The sequence below is a fragment of the Bradyrhizobium sp. USDA 3262 genome, from assembly GCF_054060035.1.
Map to the genome: position 1 here is coordinate 1,856,358 of NZ_JBSSCT010000001.1, position 17,092 is coordinate 1,873,449.

Below are 17,092 nucleotides of genomic sequence, written 5' to 3' on the forward strand. Positions count from 1 at the left end.
GGGGCGGGAGATGGCGAACGTTCAAGCGGCCGGCCGTATCCGGACGGGCCGCCCGGCGACGCGTCGCCAGCGACGGAAACAGCGAATGCTTAGCTAAGGTAGACCCCGCCACGGCATTAGTTGGCGAACTCGGGGTTCGCGGAAGTACAGCGCGCCCCAGACGAAAAATCCCATGTAAACGCCGAAGAGTACGTGCGTAATCATTGGATCGCCCACGCGCAGCTTCAGGGCGACGGTCGCGCCAAGCAGCGCCGTTTCCAACACCGCGCCGAGAACCGCGGTGCGAGGGAGCAGAAAGAGCGCAAGGCAGATCAGCTCGATCACGCCCACTGTAAAGTCGAGGTGAGCTGGCCAGCCGAGGCCCGACAGGGTTTGTCGAACCTCGGGCACAGCCACCAGCTTGATCACGGATGAGAAGCCCAGTAGTGCGCTGATTAGGACGGTGAAAATCCATCCGATTAGACGCTGGACCTTCAAATTGATGAGACCGTCGATCGCTGTGTCCATCGATTTCCCCCTGCCATGCCAGATGCTGGGCTCGCGCTTACAGTCAGACACGTTCAGCAGCTGCGAGGTGCTTCGCCAGGCGATCAAGGCCTTGCGTCACCATGCCCGCAAAGCCCATACGAGCCGCGATATCTCGCTGCTCGAACGACTCAGCCAAGGCGACCAAGTCCCACTTGGTTCGGCCATCGCCGAGATCCTCGAACGATAGAGTTTGAAGCAGGGACGGCGGACCGTTCGGCTGCGTTACCGCGTTACGCCAGGACAGGCGCTTTGGGGGATCGACCTCGGTGTAGACGAAGTCCATCGTAATCTTGGTGCCGTCAGGGAACTGCATGATCTGATGCCATGCGCCACCCACGCGGACGTCCATCTCGCACACGGGGCTGGTGAAACCTTCGCCGCCCCACCATTGCATTACATGCTTTGGATCCGTCCAAGCCTTCCAAACCACGTCACGCGGCGCATCGAAGACGCGGCTCATCGTGATCACCGGCTTTTCTGTAGAGTTCTGGTCTATTTGCGTCGTCATCATGATGCCTTTCTTAGCTATGGAAAATGGGAGCGGGTCCGATCACTGGTCAGTCGGTCGAGGTCACATGTACTGTCCTCAGATATTCGGTGAGCCTATCGAGGCTGCGGTCCCAGAAGTGCCGGTAATCCGCCAGCCAATCGTCTGCGGCTTGGAGTGCCGCGGGATTGAAGTGGCATGGGCGAAACTGAGCATCCTTGCGTCGCGAGATGAGGCCAGCGCTCTCCAAGACCTTGAGGTGCTTGGAAACGGCCGCGAGGCTGATGTCGTAGGGCTCGGCCAGTTCTTTGACGGTTGCGTCGCGGGCGGCAAGCCGTGTCAGAACGTCGCGTCTCGTTCTGGCGGACAGGGCGAAGAAGATGTTGCTCAGTCGATCGTCCGTCATCGTATCCAACCGATTGGTTGCCAACGTGTTGGTTGAACAGTGACGAATTGTTCACGCCGCGAATAGGCGCGCTGCACGCAACAAAGGGCGCGTGTCACGCAATGAATTGACGCGATACGGCCGCGCCTCAATATCGGCGCACGCGGCGGGCGCTAGGCTTATCATCGCGGCCCTTGCAACCAAAAACGTAACCAGTCGGGTGTGCAGCTGTTAAGGGCGCTTTCGCCACGCGATCCATGCGTTCCAAAACAGGCTCGAAAAGAAGCTTTCCGGCTGTTCAAAACCTGCCCCGTCAAGTAGCTCAAATACCGATACTGAGGAGTGGGGTGGGTCGGCACCTTGTAGAATCTTGCCGAGCTTTTCCTTCACTTCTTCGCTCGCCGCGCCATGCATTCGCCAACGTTCTCCCCACGCAGCAAGGAGTAGCGGCTTACTGGCGTAGGCATAGCGATTACCGGCTAGAATTAGAGGAGCGCCCGGCGCGATCCGATCTGCAATTGCCTTCAGAATGGCGCTCTTCGCGTCATCGCCTGGCAAATGATGCAGCACCCCGAGCATCATGGCGGCGTCAAAGTCTTGCTCTCTCGCGAGACTATCTAAGGTCCCGATATGCAGCATGGTTTTGTCGCTTAGCCCGTGCGCCTCAAGCCGTTCCGCGGCGAGCGCGAGCATTGGCTGCGAAGGGTCCACGCCGGTAAATTCCCACGTGGGCTCAATTCGGGAAATCGAAATCACTTCTTGGGCGGTGCCACCTATACCGACGATAAGAATCCGCCGATTTCCGCCAGTTCCAAGGGCAGCAGCCAGAATGCAGGCCGCGAGTTCATGACAAGCGTCATAACCAGCAAGAGCTATTCGACTCTGACTCTCATATTCTGCGGCTCGGGATGCATCGAACTTTTTCGTTGGCTCGTTCACGTCGTCGTTCATGCGGAAGAACCTCTTCAATACTGGACCACCGCCAGTCGTTTCCCAAAGAAGTCAGGAATGGGTAGGCGCGTGAGATGCAATGCAGGTTGCGTCTCGTGCACGAAACGGGGGCTAGGAAAAGCCGGCTGTCTACCTTCCGAGTTCACAGCATGACAGCACGCCATCTGACCGTCCTGCATTACCCGCCGCGACAACACTGGCATTGTGTTGAAGTTCGAGAGCCGAGCTGGGTAGATGTCTCGGCTGCAATCCGGCAGATGGACGACGCAGAATTCCCCATCGTCCAATTGAGCTGGAACGATGTAGACTCCTGCTTCGATGACGAGACCTCGTTCAATATTGTCGGTGGCTCCGCTACTGGGTTCGCCCTGTTCGAATTTATCCCGGGATGGAAGTTCGATAGCCCTGAGGGCGGCGACGAGGACGTCCGCCTTTGGCAAAGTGATCAGGGCTATTTCTGCAAACGCAGGAATATCATTGTTGACATTGGCCTCGTGCTAAAACTGAGCAAGGTCTATTTCGAGACGGGCTCCTACGATCAAGTTCGGCACGCCTGCTCGAGCAGGTGATCACCAGGGCGGACTGTGGCGGGCGGAGCAGATCGTGCTTCGAAAATAGGATTACGTAGAAGTGGTACCATGCTGCCGACGCGCCTTCGCGAATCCCCGATCGGTCGCCATGAATCGCTGGATCATGTGAGGAAGGAGTTTCACAGGATCGGAAACGGGCTTGCCTGTCTCCCTTGCCAAGATTTCCGCATACGCGATGAGCTGCCGATGGACGTCTGCTGGAAGTTCGAATGACACCTTGACGGGCTTATCGTCTTCGAGTGCGGCAAGCTTGAGCTTTGGCATCGTTATCCCCGATACGGTTCGAGCACGAGGTCGCGTGTGACGATCACGCGGACTGGAAAGCCGGGCCGGATGGTGAGCGTCGGCGCGACGTTCAACTGTCGGCGGACGATTTCCTGACCCGCGTCGTTGATCGTGTCCTGGCCACCGTTGCGGATGGCGCGCAGCAATCGGTCGTCGTCGTCGATCGCCAGTTCGGCCCCAACGCTAAGCAACGTGGAGAGGCCCGCCGCCTTGGCGAGGTCCCACCAGTGATAGTCAACGCCATCCTCGAGGCCGGCATATCCCGCCGCGTCCGCCCCCGGCTGGCGCTCAAGCACGATCGAGCGGCCGTTGGGGAAGATCAGGCGATTCCACACGAGCAGAACACGACGCTGGCCGAACTGTACCGCATTATCGTACTGACCGATGATCCGGGTGCCCTGCGGCACAAGGAGAAGTCGGCCGGTCGGGCTGTCATAGATGTTCTCGGTCACCTGGGCCGTGATCTGTCCGGGAAGGTCGGAGCGAATTCCGGTGATCAAGGCGGCGGGAATCACCGCTCCGGCTTGCAGGACGTAGGGTGAGGCCGGTGGCATCACGCGATCCGGAGCGACAGTGCGGCGATCGGTGGCGGCATTGAGGAAGGCGAGCTGCCGATCCTGCGCGCGCTCTTGTGCGGTCGGCATGTTGAACTGCCCAGGAAGCCCGAGGCCTGTCAGGTTCGCATTGGTGGCGCCGCCGCCAGGTGCGGGTGAAGCGGCAATCGCCCGCGCTTCGGCCTGGAAAAAGACACGGCTCGTGCGCGCGGCTTCCTGCTCGGCGAGACGACGCTGTTCGGCCGCATCCACGGTCGGCTGGACGGTTGGCGGTACGACCGGTTGTCCGCGATCTTGCGCGCTCAGGATGGGTCGGCCCAAGTCGCCCGGCAGCGGCGGTCCAAGTCGCGGGCCGGTATAGTCGCGTGGCAAGCCAGCAAGTCCATCGGCGGTGGACCTATTCGTGGTGGAATAGAGTTCCTCGTTCCGAGGTCCCGCGTTGCGGGTCTGGAGCGCGTATATCAGCGCGCCGCCAAGACCGATCGACGCGACCAGGCCGATCGCTGCGAGGGTTTTGCGGGACAGCCGGGTGACACGAGGTGGCTCTCCGCGCAGCCGCATAGGCGCCGCGGAGTCGCTCGAGCCTTCCTCGGTCTCGGCTCCGCGGCCGGGATTGTCGAAGTCACTCATTATGATGGCCTCCCGTCACTGCGCGAGATCCTCACTGTTTGCTGGTGGTCACCGCTGCCGAGACGGAGCTCAGCGGCGCCGAAGAGGCGGTCGACGATAAGGACGTTCTGGTAGATGCGGCTGTTGACGATCTGGAGTTCGCCTTCCGAGCCGATGACGAAGACAGGTGGCATCTCGCCCTGAACGATGCCGCGTGGGAATTCGATGTAGACTCGCCGGCCGTCGTCATAGACCGCGGTCGGCCGCCACGGCGGAGTGTTGCCGCTCAGCGCATAGCGATAGTTGCGCGCCGCAGCGGCGGGGATGACTGGCGTCGCCGGAACACCTTGGGCCTGCGAAGCGGGAAGTTGCGGATAGGCCCATGCGACGGCCGGCATGTAGGGATTGGCGTCGGCGCGCAGCTCGAGCATGTAGATGCGGCGGTCCGTGGCGATGACCAGGTTCGTCGTGATGTCGGTGCGTGTCGGCTTCACCAGCACATGGACACGACGGGTGACTCCCGATCCGCTTTCGGTGTCGCCGATGATCCATCGGGCGGTGTCGCCGGCGGCGATCGGGCCGGCGCCGGTCAGGCCTTCGCCCGGTTCGAGCGCGATGTCGGTGATCTGGCCCGGCGACGTATAGACCTGATAGAGCGCGCCTTCCGACCACGGATAGATCTGGATGGCGTTGTAATAGCCCTCCCTGCGCGGCTCGACGCGGGCGGCGGCGTTGGCATTAGCCACCCGAAGTGTCGGAGAGCTCGCGACCGCGCCGCCATGGCTGGGCGACCAGGCCGGTGGGATGTGCAGTGGGCGCGGCCGCTCGTCGACAATCGCCGCCGGAACGGCCGGCAAGGGCGGGACATCGGAATCATAGCTGATCTGCGGAGGCTTCGTGGCGCACGCGCCCAGCAGCATGGCCGATAGAAGAGCGGCAGAGATTGCGGATTTACGGAAAGCCGGATTTACGGCGCTGACGTTCTCTCGGTTCATTGTTACCCCAGCTCCCGCGACCAGTTGAGCGCATTGACGTAGATGCCGAGCGGATTGGCCCGTAGCCGCTCCGCGTCACGCGGCGGCTGCACGACGATGGTGAGGATGGCCGTCCAGCGTTCGGTCGACGCGAGCTGGCCGTTGTCGTAGTGGCGCTCGGTCCAGGCGACGCGGAAGCTGTCAGGCGAGGCTCGAATGACGCTCGAGACGTCGACTGCGACCTGCTGCTTGCCGACCTTGGTGAAAGGGTCGTTGGCGCGGGCATAGTCGTTCAGAGTCGCAGCGCCACGGTCGGTTGTGAAATCGTAGGCGCGGAACCAATTCTGTCGAACGACGATCGGATCGGCCGGGATCGAGCGGATCTGCTCGATGAAGCGAGCGAGATGGAACGCGATCTGCGGATCGGTCGGGCGATAGTCGGCAACCGCGGGCGCGACGGCCTGGGCTTGGCCGAGATTGTCGACCTGAACCACCCACGGCACGATTGACCCGCGCGCCGATTGCCACACAAGCGCGCCGGCGAAGGCGGCCGACAAGGCCAGCGAGCCGAAAGCCATGAGTCGCCAGTTCTTCGCCTGCACGCGCGCCGAGCCGATGCGCTCGTCCCAGACCTGCGCGGCGCGCTGATAGGGCGTCTCGGGCTCGGGTGTTTTGCCGTAGTGCGTGGAGGGTCGCTTGAACATCATTGGTCTCGCTGGGAAAGGTTGACGGAGCTGCCGCCGCCGTGGCTGTCACCGGCGCGGATCGCGTGCGCGGTGGCCATGACGCCGTGATTGAGTTGCTGCGAGCGCTTCATGCGGCGGGCCCAGGCGGGCGGTTCTTGCGTCCCGGCGCTGGCGGACGCAGCGGAGTCATCGCCGCCGATCGTGCCCATCGTCGAGGAGCCCCCGGTCGCCGCGAAGGCGGCGCGGCCGCCCGCGGAGAAGCTCTCTTTCATGCTGTCTGCTGCGCGGCTCGCGGCACGGCGAAGTGGAGAAGCGGCCGCGCTCCCGGCGGCGCGCGCGACGCCGCCCAGGCCGGAGGCGACGCCGGCTGCGCCGGACTGCCCTGCGGCACCAAGGCTGTAGGCAGTTGCCGCGCCTCCTGCGGCGGCCGCTCCTCCCCGCGCAGCGGCCGCCGTCCCCGATATGGCGGCCGCTCCCCCGCGCAGTGCAAGTCCTCCGGCCGCGCCGGCTGCGACCATCGCGCCGCCCGCGGCGAGGCCGGTGCCGACCGCCGCGCCGGCGCTGAGCTGCGGGCCGCCGCTGACCAACCCATTGGCGATTCCGGGCCCGAAGATCCCGAGGCCGAGGAGCGAGAGCGCGGCAAGCACGATCGCCATCGCATCGTCGATCGTCGGGCTGGCGCCGCCGAAACCGGAGGTGAACTCAGAGAACAGCGTCGAGCCGATGCCGATGATGACGGCGAGCACCAACACCTTGATGCCGGAACTGATCACGTTGCCGAGCACGCGTTCGGCCATGAACGCGCTCTGTCCGAACAGCCCGAACGGGATGAGGACGAAGCCCGCCAGCGTCGACAATTTGAATTCGATCAGCGTGACGAAGAGCTGAACCGCGAGGATGAAGAACGCCAGCAGGACGAGCGCCCAGGCGAGGAAGAGGCAGGCGATCTGGATGAAGTTCTCGAAGAACGACCAGTAGCCCATGAGGCCGCTGATCGAGTCGAGGAGCGGGCGGCCGGCATCGAGGCCGGTCTGCGCGACCTTACCCGGACGCAAAAGATCGGCGGTCGTGAAGCCTGTCCCGCTCGCCTTCAGTCCCAAACCGGCGAAGGATTCGAAGACGATCCGTGCGAGGTTGTTCCAGTTGCCGATGAGGTAGGCGAATACGCCGACGAACAGGGTCTTCTTGACCAGCCGGGCGAGGATGTCGTCGTCGGCGCCCCAGCTCCAGAAGAGCGCGGCCAGCGTCACGTCGATCACGATCAGCGTGGTCGCAACGAACGCGACTTCCCCGCCAAGCAGCCCGAAGCCGCTGTCGATGTAGCGGGTGAAGACTTCGAGGAAATGGTCGATGACGCCCGTGCCGCCCATGATGCTACTCGTCGCTCGGCGCGGCGCCTTCGCCGCGCGTCTCGCTGGCGGGCCGGCTCGCACGCGACGGGCTCATCGAAGGTGTGGTGCGCGGCATCAGGAATCGCCGGCGGCTCTCCGCCCAGGCGCGCAGGCATGCCGGATCGCGCGGCCCGGCCTCGCCGAGTTCCTGGCATCGCAACAGCTCGGCTCGCAGCGGGTCCGCGGCACCCGCCTGTGCCGGCCGCACCGGCGTGATCTCAGGCCGCTCCTCCTTCCGGGTCAGCTCAAGGACCGTCGCGGTGATCGCGACGGCGACGAACGCAACTGCGCCGATCCGGGCGAGGAGCTTGGCGTCCACAGCAGCGCCCTCAGTTGCCGCTGCTCGGGAACATGCGCGCGTTGCCGGGCTGATAGCCGGAGCCGGGCGTCAGGAAACGGCGGCGCTGTTCGCGCCCTTGCTCGGCGGCGGCCGCGCGCTCGGCGTCGGCAAGCGCGCGTGCGCGTCCGTCGGCCGCCACGACAGCCGTGAGGTCCGCGAGCTGCTGCGCCTGCAGCGCGAGGATCTGGTTGCCGGCCTGGGTCGCTTGCAGCGCACCCGTAGCGCCCTGGCTCTGGCCGACCAGCGCCGACATCTCGTTCCGGTTCGTGTCGATGTTACCGACCACGCCGGCCTGGACACGCATCGCGTCCTGAAGACCGCCCACCGTGTTCTGCCAGCGCGTGCGCGCATCCGCGATCAACTGCTGATCCGATGCCGTCAGCGACGCATTGCCGTAAGTTGTCTGGAAGGCGCGGTCGACCTGCTGGACGTCGAAGGCGATGTTCTGCGCCTGGCCGAGGAGCTGTTGCGTGCGCTGGATGGACTGCTGAAGACGCTGCAGCGATGAATACGGCAAGCTCGCGAGATTGCGGGCCTGGTTGATCAGCATCTGCGCCTCGTTCTGAAGCGAGGTGATCTGGTTGTTGATCTGCTCCAGAGCTCGTGCGGCCTGCAGCACGTTCTGCGCGTAGTTGGTCGGGTCGTAGACGATCCACTGCGCCGAAGCAGCCGCGACCCAGACGGGCGAAAACGAAAGCGGAAGCGAAAGAGCCGTGGCGGCAAGAAGCGCCGCGCGGGTGCGACGGACAATCATGATGGTGTCTCCAGGTTGGTGAGGCTCGGGATGAGATCGGAAGCCCAATCGACGCCGCGGTGGCGCAGCCACGCGGGCAGGAAGCCGTCGCGGCCGTGCTCAGCAGCGATGCGGGCGATAGCGGCCTGATCGGTCTTGGAGGACGCGCCGCACAGCGCGAGGGCGACGTCTGAGAGGCCGAGTTCGAAGAGACGATTGCCGCGCCGCGATTGGCAGTAGTAGTCGCGCTTCGGCATCGCGCGCGCGAGAATCTCGATCTGGCGGACGTTCAGCCCGAACCTGCCGTAGATCGCGGCGATCTGCGGCTCGATCGCGCGCTCGTTCGGGAGCAGCACTCGCGTCGGGCAGCTTTCGATGATGGCTGGGGCGATGGGCGAATTATCGATGTCTGACAGCGACTGCGTGGCGAAGACGACGCTGGCGTTCTTTTTCCGGAGCGTCTTCAGCCATTCTCTGAGCTGACCGGCGAAGCCTTCGTCGTCGAGCGCGAGCCAGCCTTCATCGACGATCAGCAAGGTGGGGCGCCCGTCGAGGCGATCCTCTATGCGGTGAAACAGGTATGCGAGCACGGCCGGCGCCGCGCCGGTCCCGACGAGGCCTTCGGTCTCGAATGCCTGGACCGATGCTTCGCCGAGATGCTCGTGCTCAGCGTCGAGGAGGCGGCCATGGGCTCCGCCGACACAGAATGGCCGAAGCGCCTGCTTGAGGTCGTTGGATTGCAGGAGCACCGCGAGGCCGGTGATCGTGCGCTCGATCACGGGCGCGCTCGCGAGCGAGGTCAGCGCGGTCCAGAGATGCTCCTTGACCTCGGGCGTGATGGCGACGCCTTCGCGCATCAGGATCGCGACGATCCAATCAGCGGCCCAAGCCCGCTCGGGCACATGATGGATGTTGGCGAGCGGTTGCAGCGAAACGCTCTCGGCGGACCCTTCAGTGAGGCCGCCGCCGAGGTCGTGCCAATCGCCGCCCATCGCAAGCGCCGCGGCGCGGATCGAGCCGCCGAAGTCGAAGGCGAAGACCTGCGAGTTGGGATAGCGCCGGAACTGAAGCGCCATCAGCGCCAGGAGCACCGACTTGCCGGCGCCCGTCGGGCCGACGACGAGCGTGTGGCCGACGTCGCCAACGTGCAAAGAGAACCGGAACGGGGTGGACCCTTCGGTCTTGCCGAACAGCAAGGGGGGCGCACCAAAGTGCTCATCCCGTTCCGGCCCCGCCCACACCGCCGACAGCGGGATCATGTGGGCGAGGTTGAGCGTCGAGATCGGCGGCTGGCGCACGTTCCCGTAGACATGCCCCGGCAGTGAGCCGAGCCAGGCATCAACGGCATTGATTGTCTCGGGCATTGCGGTGAAGTCGCGACCTTGCACGACCTTCTCGACCAGCCGCAGCTTCTCGACAGCAATGCGGGGGTCATGGTCCCAGACCGTCACCGTCGCGGTGACGTAGGCCTCGCCGGCGTAATCAGCGCCGAGCTCCTGCAGCGCGAGGTCAGCGTCTGCCGCCTTGTTCGCGGCATCGGTGTCAACGAGCGCGGATGCCTCGTTGGTCATCACCTCCTTCAAGATCGCTGCGATGCTCTTGCGCTTAGCGAACCACTGCCGCCTGATCTTCGTCAGCAGCTTGATCGCGTCGGTCTTGTCGAGCAGGATGGCGCGCGTGCTCCACCGATAGCTGAAGGCGAGCCGATTGAGATCATCGAGGAGTCCCGGCGTCGTGGCGCTAGGAAAGCCGACGATCGTTAGGATACGAAGGTGTGCTTGGCCGAGGCGCGGCTCGAGGCCCCCCGTAAGCGGCTGGTCGGCCAGCAGCGCGTCGAGATACATTGGCGTCTCGGGCACGCGTACGCGATGCCGCTTGGTCGAAATGCAGGAATGCAGGTAGGTCAGCGTCTCGCCATCATCGAGCCAGGCGCATTCGGGCATGAAGGCTTCGATGAGCTGCAGGACTCGGTCGGTCCGATCGACGAAACCGCGCCGAACTTCATAGGGATCGACGCTGCGGTCGGCCTTGCCCTCGTAGAGCCAGTTCTCGGCGCGGGCGGCGTCTTCAGCCGGGGGCAGGTAGGTAAAGGTGAGGAAGTAGCTCGACTCGAAATGCGCGGTCGCTTCCTCGAAGTCCCCCCTGCGCTCCGCGTCGACCAGGGCGGACGCGGCATCCGGGAAGCGGCTCGATGGATAAGCGCCGACGCCGTGGCGCTGCGCTTCGATGAAGATCGCCCAGCCGGAGCCGAGCCGGCGGAACGCGTTGTTGAGGCGACCGGCAACCGCGACCAGCTCGGCCTGCACGGCGGAGTCGAGATCGGGGCCGCGAAAGCGTGCTGTGCGCTGGAAGCTGCCATCCTTGTTGAGGACGACACCCTCTCCGACGAGCGCTGCCCAGGGCAGGAAGTCGGCGAGGCGCGAGGAGGTGCGGCGATATTCGGCAAGGTTCATCATCGGCCGCCTCACACGCCCATGAAGCCGGGAATGCGCAGATGACGGCGCGTGACCTCGACGAACATCGGGTCGCGCTTCGCCGCCCAGACGGCGGCGAAGTGGCCGACGGCCCAAAGGCCGAGGCCGACGAGCCAGAGCCGCAGGCCGAGTCCGAGCGCGGCGGCGAGCGTACCGTTGAGAATGGCGATCGAACGCGGTGCGCCGCCGAGGAGGATATGTTCGGTCAGCGCACGATGAACCGGCACCGAGAAGCCGGGCACCTCGGCGGCGTCGAGCATACCCGTCGTCATATCAGCGCTCCGCCGCCGAAGCTGAAGAACGACAGGAAGAAGCTCGATGCGGCGAACGCGATGGACAGGCCAAAGACGATCTGCACGAGCCTGCGGAAGCCGCCGCTGGTATCGCCGAAGGCCAGCGTCAGGCCGGTGACGATGATGATGATCACGGCGATGACCTTCGCCACCGGGCCCTCGATCGATTGGAGGATCTGCTGGAGCGGCTGTTCCCAGGGCATGGACGAGCCGCTGGCATAGGCCGGCGCTGCGTAGAGAAGCACGGCCGCGGTTAGACCAATGGCGCCGAACCGATCGAGGACCGAGCCGGCGAATGGGCGTTGCTTGAATGATGGCTGTTGAACTGCGGTCATGCGTGGTCTCCTGCTGTGCTTGGTATTGCGGGGGTGATGCGGTAGTCGCCGCTGGTTCCGAGACCTTCGACGCGGGCGAGCTCGGCGAGCCGGCGCGATGCGCCGCGGCCGCTCAGCACGGCGACAAGATCGATGGTCTCGGCGATCAGAGCGCGGGGCACCGTGACGACGGCTTCCTGGATGAGTTGCTCCAGACGACGGAGCGCACCCATCGCGGTGCCGGCGTGGATCGTCCCGATCCCGCCGGGATGTCCGGTGCCCCAAGCCTTCAAAAGGTCCAACGCCTCGCTGCCGCGCACCTCGCCAATGGGAATGCGGTCGGGCCGCAGGCGCAGAGACGAGCGCACGAGATCGGACAGCGTGGCCACGCCGTCCTTGGTGCGCATGGCCACAAGATTGGGTGCCGCGCACTGAAGCTCGCGCGTATCCTCGATCAGGACGACACGATCGGTCGACTTCGACACCTCAGCGAGCAGTGCGTTGGTAAGCGTGGTCTTGCCGGTGCTCGTTCCCCCGGCGACGAGAATGTTGCGGCGATCGGCGACCGCTTGGCGAAGTATCTCGGCCTGGTCGGCCGTCATGATCGCGGCGGCCACATAGTCCTGCAGCGTGAAGACGGCGACGGCCGGCTTGCGGATCGCGAACGCCGGGGCGGCCACCACCGGCGGCAAGAGACCCTCGAAACGCTCTCCCGTTCCGGGCAGCTCCGCCGACACACGCGGGCTTCCGGCGTGAACCTCGGCGCCGACATGATGGGCGACCAGCCGAACGATCCGTTCGCCGTCGGCAGGCGATAAGCGCTCGCCTGTGTCGGCCAAGCCCTCCGAGAGCCGGTCAATCCAGAGCCGCCCATCGGGATTGAGCATCACCTCGACGATCGACGGGTCTTCCAGGAATCCGGCAATGGCCGGGCCGAGGGCCGTGCGCAGCATCCGTGTGCCGCGAAGAACTGCCTCGGATTGTTGGAATGACGCTGCCACTTCGCCCCCGTTCTGCGCGGGACCGCTCGTGAGCGGCCCTGGATCGGGGATGAGTAGAAGAGGCAGAAAATGGGGCAGCGCAACAACCCTGAAGGGGTCGTCGTAGTGTGGCGTAGAAATACAGGGAAACGGCGAAGTAGCGGACGACTTGCGAGCGGCGTGATCGCGCCTATTCGTTACTCGCGTCGGCCGGAACGTCCTCGGAGATTTCTTGGCGGAGCTTTGGACCTTTGGCGAGTCGCCGTCCGAGCGCGGCGACAAAGGCGTCGTAACGCTCGCCGGCCTGGGCGCGTGCGGCCGCCTGCGCGGGCTCGGGCAGCGGCGGGTTGGTCGTCAGCCAGAAGCGGACAAAGACCGCGAGCGTCTCGACGGCGATGCCAAGGTCGCGCTCGAGGCGCGCCATGCGCCGGTCGAGCTGGTCGAGCCGCTTGGTGAGCGCTGCCTCCTGCCGCTCCGCGGCATCCGGCGACAGGAAGGATGCTATGGCAGCCTCGGCGATGAGCGATCGGGGCTGCGCGCGGCGCGCCGCGTATTCGGCGAGCGCCTTGGTCACGCCGGGATCGAGATAGACGGAAAGCCGCCGCTTCTTGTTCGGATTCGGCATGGCGTCCTACAGCTCCACGCCGTCGTTGGGATCGAGTGAGACCTGGCGCGCGATGCCTTGCACGATCCGGTTCATGCGGCTCAGCCGCGCGGCATCGTCCGGCTCGTCATCGTTGGGATCGATCTCAAACTCGTTGTCGATCGGCGGCATCTTCTCGATGGGCGCCACGCGATTGAGCTCCGGCTGGCGTCGCTTCTCGGAGCCGGTCGGGTCTTCGTCGTCCATGGGGCTCACCGGCGATATGGCCTCCTGCAAAGGTGGGGGTGATACGAACCTGCCGGTCCAGTCGTTCGACTGCGGATCATCCGGCTTCGTCAGAGCCAGCGGCGGCAAGATGCGCGCCTGAAATCTATGGTCCTCGAAATAGCGCGCCTTCTTCGCGCGCAAGGGCGGCGTTCCTGCGACCATGACGATCTCGTCCGTCGGCGGGAGCTGCATGATCTCGCCAGGCGTGAGCAACGGACGCGCGGTCTCGGAGCGCGACACCATCAAATGGCCGAGCCAGGGGCTCAGCCGGTGACCCGCATAGTTGCGCATGGCGCGGAGCTCGGTCGCGGTGCCGAGCGCATCGCTGACGCGCTTGGCGGTCCTCTCGTCGTTGGTGGCGAAGCTGACCCGGACGTGACAGTTGTCGAGGATCGAATTGTTCGGGCCGTAGGCCTTTTCGATCTGGTTGAGGCTCTGCGCGATCAGGAACGCCTTCAAGCCATAGCCGGCCATGAACGCCAGTGCGCTCTCGAAGAAGTCCAGCCGGCCGAGCGCCGGAAACTCGTCGAGCATGAGAAGCAGGCGGTGGCGTCGCGACTTCGCATGGAGATCTTCCGTCAGGCGTCGACCGACCTGGTTGAGTATCAGACGGATCAGAGGTTTGGTGCGCGCAATGTCCGACGGTGGCACAACGAGATACAGCGTCGTCGGCCGCGTTCCCCCGACAATATCAGTGATGCGCCAGTCGCAGCGGCGCGTGACGGCGGCGACAACAGGATCGCGGTAGAGGCCGAGGAACGACATGGCGGTGCTCAACACGCCGCTCCGTTCGTTGTCCGACTTGTTGAGGAGCTCGCGCGCCGCGCTCGCGATGACCGGGTGTGGTCCGGCTTCCCCGAGATGCGGGGTCTTCATCATCGCTGCGAGCGTCGACTCGATCGGTCGTCGTGGGTCGGAGAGGAAGGAGGCGACGCTGGCGAGCGTCTTGTCTTCCTCCGCGTAGAGCACATGGAGAATCGCGCCGACCAGGAGGGCATGGGAAGTCTTCTCCCAATGATTCCTTTTTTCCAACGATCCTTCGGGGTCGACCAGGATGTCGGCAATATTCTGGACGTCCCGGACTTCCCATTCCCCGCGCCGCACTTCGAGCAAGGGGTTGTAGGCCGAAGACTTCGCGTTGGTCGGATCGAACAGCAGCACGCGGCCGTGCCGGGCGCGAAATCCCGACGTGAGCTGCCAGTTTTCCCCTTTGATGTCGTGCACGATGGCGCTGCCCGGCCAAGTGAGTAGCGAGGGAATGACCAAACCCACACCTTTGCCGCTCCTAGTCGGGGCAAAGCAGAGGACGTGCTCGGGGCCGTCGTGCCGGAGATAGTCGCGGCCGAACTTACCGAGCACCACGCCGTCGGGACCGAGAAGGCTTGCGGCCTCCACTTCATCGGGCCGGGCCCAGCGCGCGGAGCCGTAGGTGTCGACGTTCTTGGACTCACGAGCCCGCCACACCGACATGGCGATCGCGACTGCGATCGCGATGAAGCCGCCCGACGCCGCGATATAGGCACCCTCGACGAAGATCGCCGGCGCGTAAGCGTCGTAGACGATCCACCACATATAGAATGACGGCGGATAATAGACGGGCCATCCCAGGATGGTGAACCAAGGCTCACCGAGCTGCGCCTGGAAGCCTAGTCGCCACGCGGTCCACTCGGTCGCACCCCACGACGTGGCGACGATGATCAGCGCGACGACGAGGATCTGGCCCCAGAGAATCTTTGTTGCGGACATCACCTGCGCTCCTTGTCGAATAGCTTTGTCACAGGCCGATTCCCCGCTTGCGCCCGAAGCTCCAATCGATCCCGCCGTCGCCGCGCGTGACGCCGGAGACATGGCGGCCGAGATGCTGTTCGAGGGACGGCGACCACGGCACGAGCTGGAAGCCCAGGCCATCGTCGAGCATGGCGAACCGGCCGGAAGCGAGATCAAAGCGGCGACGATAGGTGCCGGCGGCGTATTCACCGACGCCGGTCTTGACGGCCGCTTGGCCTGTCTCGGCGGTGAGACGTTCGCTCAACGTGTCGAGCTCGCGACGCCGCAGTGTCCCGATCAGGTTGCGGCTGAAGCTGACGCCACGGCTTTGTCGTTCCGCCAGCCCCTGACCGATGAGATGCTCGGCACGGCGGTCGAGCGCGTCGCGGACTTCGGCGCCGAAACCTCCGTCGCCGAGCGGGGCTGGCTCGCGGGCGATGGCCTGTCGGTCGAGCCAAGTGGCGCCGTTCGCGGTGATCTGCTGTTCGAGCGGAAGGTCCGATCGGACGGCGAGCGCGACACGGCGCCGGCCCTGCGCATCGTCTAACCGGCGCAGCTCAACGATCGAGCCGGGGGCGGAGTCGCCGGCGGCGTTGAGGTCGGCAAGCTTGATGTGGTGAGTGCGGCCATCGACACCATCGACGATCGCGAAGGCGCTGCCCTTCAGTTCGTCGTCGAGCCCGCGCGCGAGCAAGCGGCCGACGATGGGTTCGTCCAGGCTTTCGCCGGCCAGGACGTAGCTTGCCGCGCTGCGTTCGAGGCTGCGCTCCGCGAGACCGTGATGTATCCGCTTGATGATGTCGCCGCGCTCGCCGAGCTCACGCAGGCTTTTCTCGGCCGCATCGGAGATGACCCATTGCCCCGGCCCCACTTGATCGGCGAGACCGAGTGTCTCCAGCTTGCGTAGGCGTCCGACCTTCAGGGCATGGAATTCATCCGGCCGGCGATCGGCGCGCGGCGCGAGGTCGATGACGCCCGTGCTGTATGCATCGCGCGTGAGCTGACGGTCGAGGTTCGTCCAGCGCTCGGCATTGATCTGGCGCTCCAGCGCGGTGCGGATGTGGTGGTCGGTGCGCGGGCCGAGCTCCTGGGTGATCAGGTCGCGCGCACGGTCGCGCATGCCCTCCTTGATATAGTCGCGCGAGATGACGAGGTTCTCGCCGTCGTCGCGAATGCCACGGACGATCAGGTGGACGTGCGGGTGCTCGGTGTTCCAGTGATCGACGGCGACCCAGTCCAGCGTGGTCCCGAGATCCTTCTCCATTTGGCCGACGAGGTCGCGAGTGAAGTGCTTGAGGTCGGCCATCTCGATCGCGTCGTCCGGCGACACGATGAAGCGGAAGTGATGGCGGTCGTCGGCACAGCGATCGGCGAAGTCCTTCGGGTTGGCTTCGTCGGTGCCAGGACCGAAGAGCCGTGCTTTCTCCCCGTCCCGGGTGACGCCCTCGCGCCGCAGATAGCCGAGATGGGTCGCGAGCGGTGCGCCGCGCGCGCCGTGGCGGACGACACGCGCCTTCACGACGGCGCCTCGCGAGCGTGAAGTAATGAGGCGGTTGGCCTGCACCGAGGCGCGCTGGCCGCGGCCGAAGCGCGAACGATGCCCGGGGCCGATCGTCCCCTTGCGCGAGACAGAGCCGCCAGCTCGCTGAGCAGCGGCCAGCGCCTGCGCAATGAAGGGCCGCGCCCGCTGCGCACGGCTAGAGCGGATGCGGCCAGGCCGAATGCGGAAATCGTCTTCAGTGCTCATGGCCGCGGCCCCGCACATCGCGCCAGAGATCGGAATTCATTGAGAAAAGGCGGAAACCGCAGGCCGCGCCGGGACGGCGCACCTCGCGGTTTCGGCATGTAACCTATTGAAAAAGCACAACCGTCATGGCGCG

The 17,092-nt window shown here is 65.0% G+C and carries 19 protein-coding genes; 1 reads left to right on the forward strand and 18 read right to left on the reverse strand.

Going from position 1 to position 17,092, the window contains the following annotated elements:
- Positions 1–93: 93 nt before the first annotated feature.
- The 4 genes from ACVWYP_RS08575 to ACVWYP_RS08590 all read right to left on the reverse strand — a co-directional run bounded on the left by ACVWYP_RS08575 (position 94) and on the right by ACVWYP_RS08590 (position 2,351).
- Positions 94–507, reverse strand: a complete 414-nt coding sequence (locus ACVWYP_RS08575) for a DoxX family protein (protein ID WP_456684047.1) — start codon at positions 505–507, stop codon at positions 94–96.
- Between the two features lie 43 nt (positions 508–550).
- Positions 551–1,039 carry an SRPBCC family protein gene (locus ACVWYP_RS08580; protein WP_456684048.1) on the reverse strand — a complete coding sequence of 163 codons (489 nt, stop codon included), beginning with the start codon at positions 1,037–1,039 and terminating at the stop codon, positions 551–553.
- Between the two features lie 46 nt (positions 1,040–1,085).
- Positions 1,086–1,421, reverse strand: coding sequence for an ArsR/SmtB family transcription factor (locus ACVWYP_RS08585; protein ID WP_300778872.1), 336 nt, complete (start codon positions 1,419–1,421; stop codon positions 1,086–1,088).
- A gap of 210 nt (positions 1,422–1,631) precedes the next feature.
- Positions 1,632–2,351, reverse strand: coding sequence for a class I SAM-dependent methyltransferase (locus ACVWYP_RS08590; protein ID WP_456684049.1), 720 nt, complete (start codon positions 2,349–2,351; stop codon positions 1,632–1,634).
- Positions 2,352–2,500: 149 nt separating this feature from the next.
- On the opposite strand from ACVWYP_RS08590, the gene ACVWYP_RS08595 reads away from it, so the two are divergent.
- A complete protein-coding gene (locus ACVWYP_RS08595) occupies positions 2,501–2,920 on the forward strand; it encodes a hypothetical protein (RefSeq protein WP_456684050.1) in 420 nt (139 codons plus the stop codon).
- A 51-nt stretch (positions 2,921–2,971) separates the two neighbouring features.
- On the opposite strand, the gene ACVWYP_RS08600 is transcribed toward ACVWYP_RS08595, so the two are convergent.
- The 14 genes from ACVWYP_RS08600 to ACVWYP_RS08665 form a co-directional block, all read right to left on the reverse strand.
- Positions 2,972–3,205, reverse strand: coding sequence for a DUF2274 domain-containing protein (locus tag ACVWYP_RS08600; RefSeq protein WP_456684051.1), 234 nt, complete (start codon positions 3,203–3,205; stop codon positions 2,972–2,974).
- Between the two features lie 2 nt (positions 3,206–3,207).
- Positions 3,208–4,410, reverse strand: a complete 1,203-nt coding sequence (locus ACVWYP_RS08605) for a TrbI/VirB10 family protein (RefSeq protein WP_456684052.1) — start codon at positions 4,408–4,410, stop codon at positions 3,208–3,210.
- Entirely contained in the window at positions 4,410–5,384 is a 975-nt protein-coding gene (gene trbG, locus ACVWYP_RS08610; RefSeq protein WP_456684053.1) for a P-type conjugative transfer protein TrbG, read from the reverse strand. The genes ACVWYP_RS08605 and trbG overlap by 1 nt, the downstream gene beginning before the upstream one ends.
- Positions 5,385–5,386: 2 nt before the next feature.
- A complete protein-coding gene (trbF, locus tag ACVWYP_RS08615) occupies positions 5,387–6,067 on the reverse strand; it encodes a conjugal transfer protein TrbF (protein ID WP_456684303.1) in 681 nt (226 codons plus the stop codon).
- Positions 6,067–7,419, reverse strand: a complete 1,353-nt coding sequence (gene trbL, locus ACVWYP_RS08620; RefSeq protein WP_456684054.1) for a P-type conjugative transfer protein TrbL — start codon at positions 7,417–7,419, stop codon at positions 6,067–6,069. Before trbL ends, trbF begins: the two co-directional genes overlap by 1 nt.
- A gap of 4 nt (positions 7,420–7,423) precedes the next feature.
- On the reverse strand, positions 7,424–7,759 hold the full coding sequence (gene trbK-alt / locus ACVWYP_RS08625; protein WP_456684055.1) for a putative entry exclusion protein TrbK-alt: 336 nt from the start codon (positions 7,757–7,759) through the stop codon (positions 7,424–7,426).
- Between the two features lie 10 nt (positions 7,760–7,769).
- A complete protein-coding gene (gene trbJ / locus ACVWYP_RS08630; protein ID WP_456684056.1) occupies positions 7,770–8,534 on the reverse strand; it encodes a P-type conjugative transfer protein TrbJ in 765 nt (254 codons plus the stop codon).
- Entirely contained in the window at positions 8,531–10,969 is a 2,439-nt protein-coding gene (gene trbE, locus ACVWYP_RS08635; protein ID WP_456684057.1) for a conjugal transfer protein TrbE, read from the reverse strand. Before trbE ends, trbJ begins: the two co-directional genes overlap by 4 nt.
- 8 nt (positions 10,970–10,977) lie before the next feature.
- Complete coding sequence (locus tag ACVWYP_RS08640; RefSeq protein WP_456684058.1) at positions 10,978–11,259, reverse strand: VirB3 family type IV secretion system protein; 282 nt, start codon at positions 11,257–11,259, stop codon at positions 10,978–10,980.
- A complete protein-coding gene (locus ACVWYP_RS08645) occupies positions 11,256–11,615 on the reverse strand; it encodes a TrbC/VirB2 family protein (RefSeq protein WP_456684059.1) in 360 nt (119 codons plus the stop codon). The genes ACVWYP_RS08640 and ACVWYP_RS08645 overlap by 4 nt, the downstream gene beginning before the upstream one ends.
- A complete protein-coding gene (trbB, locus tag ACVWYP_RS08650) occupies positions 11,612–12,547 on the reverse strand; it encodes a P-type conjugative transfer ATPase TrbB (protein WP_456684060.1) in 936 nt (311 codons plus the stop codon). Before trbB ends, ACVWYP_RS08645 begins: the two co-directional genes overlap by 4 nt.
- 217 nt (positions 12,548–12,764) lie before the next feature.
- Positions 12,765–13,199, reverse strand: coding sequence for a CopG family transcriptional regulator (locus tag ACVWYP_RS08655; RefSeq protein WP_456684061.1), 435 nt, complete (start codon positions 13,197–13,199; stop codon positions 12,765–12,767).
- A gap of 6 nt (positions 13,200–13,205) precedes the next feature.
- Entirely contained in the window at positions 13,206–15,191 is a 1,986-nt protein-coding gene (locus tag ACVWYP_RS08660) for a conjugal transfer protein TraG (protein WP_456684062.1), read from the reverse strand.
- Between the two features lie 28 nt (positions 15,192–15,219).
- Positions 15,220–16,959 carry a relaxase/mobilization nuclease domain-containing protein gene (locus ACVWYP_RS08665; protein WP_456684063.1) on the reverse strand — a complete coding sequence of 580 codons (1,740 nt, stop codon included), beginning with the start codon at positions 16,957–16,959 and terminating at the stop codon, positions 15,220–15,222.
- Positions 16,960–17,092: the final 133 nt, after the last annotated feature.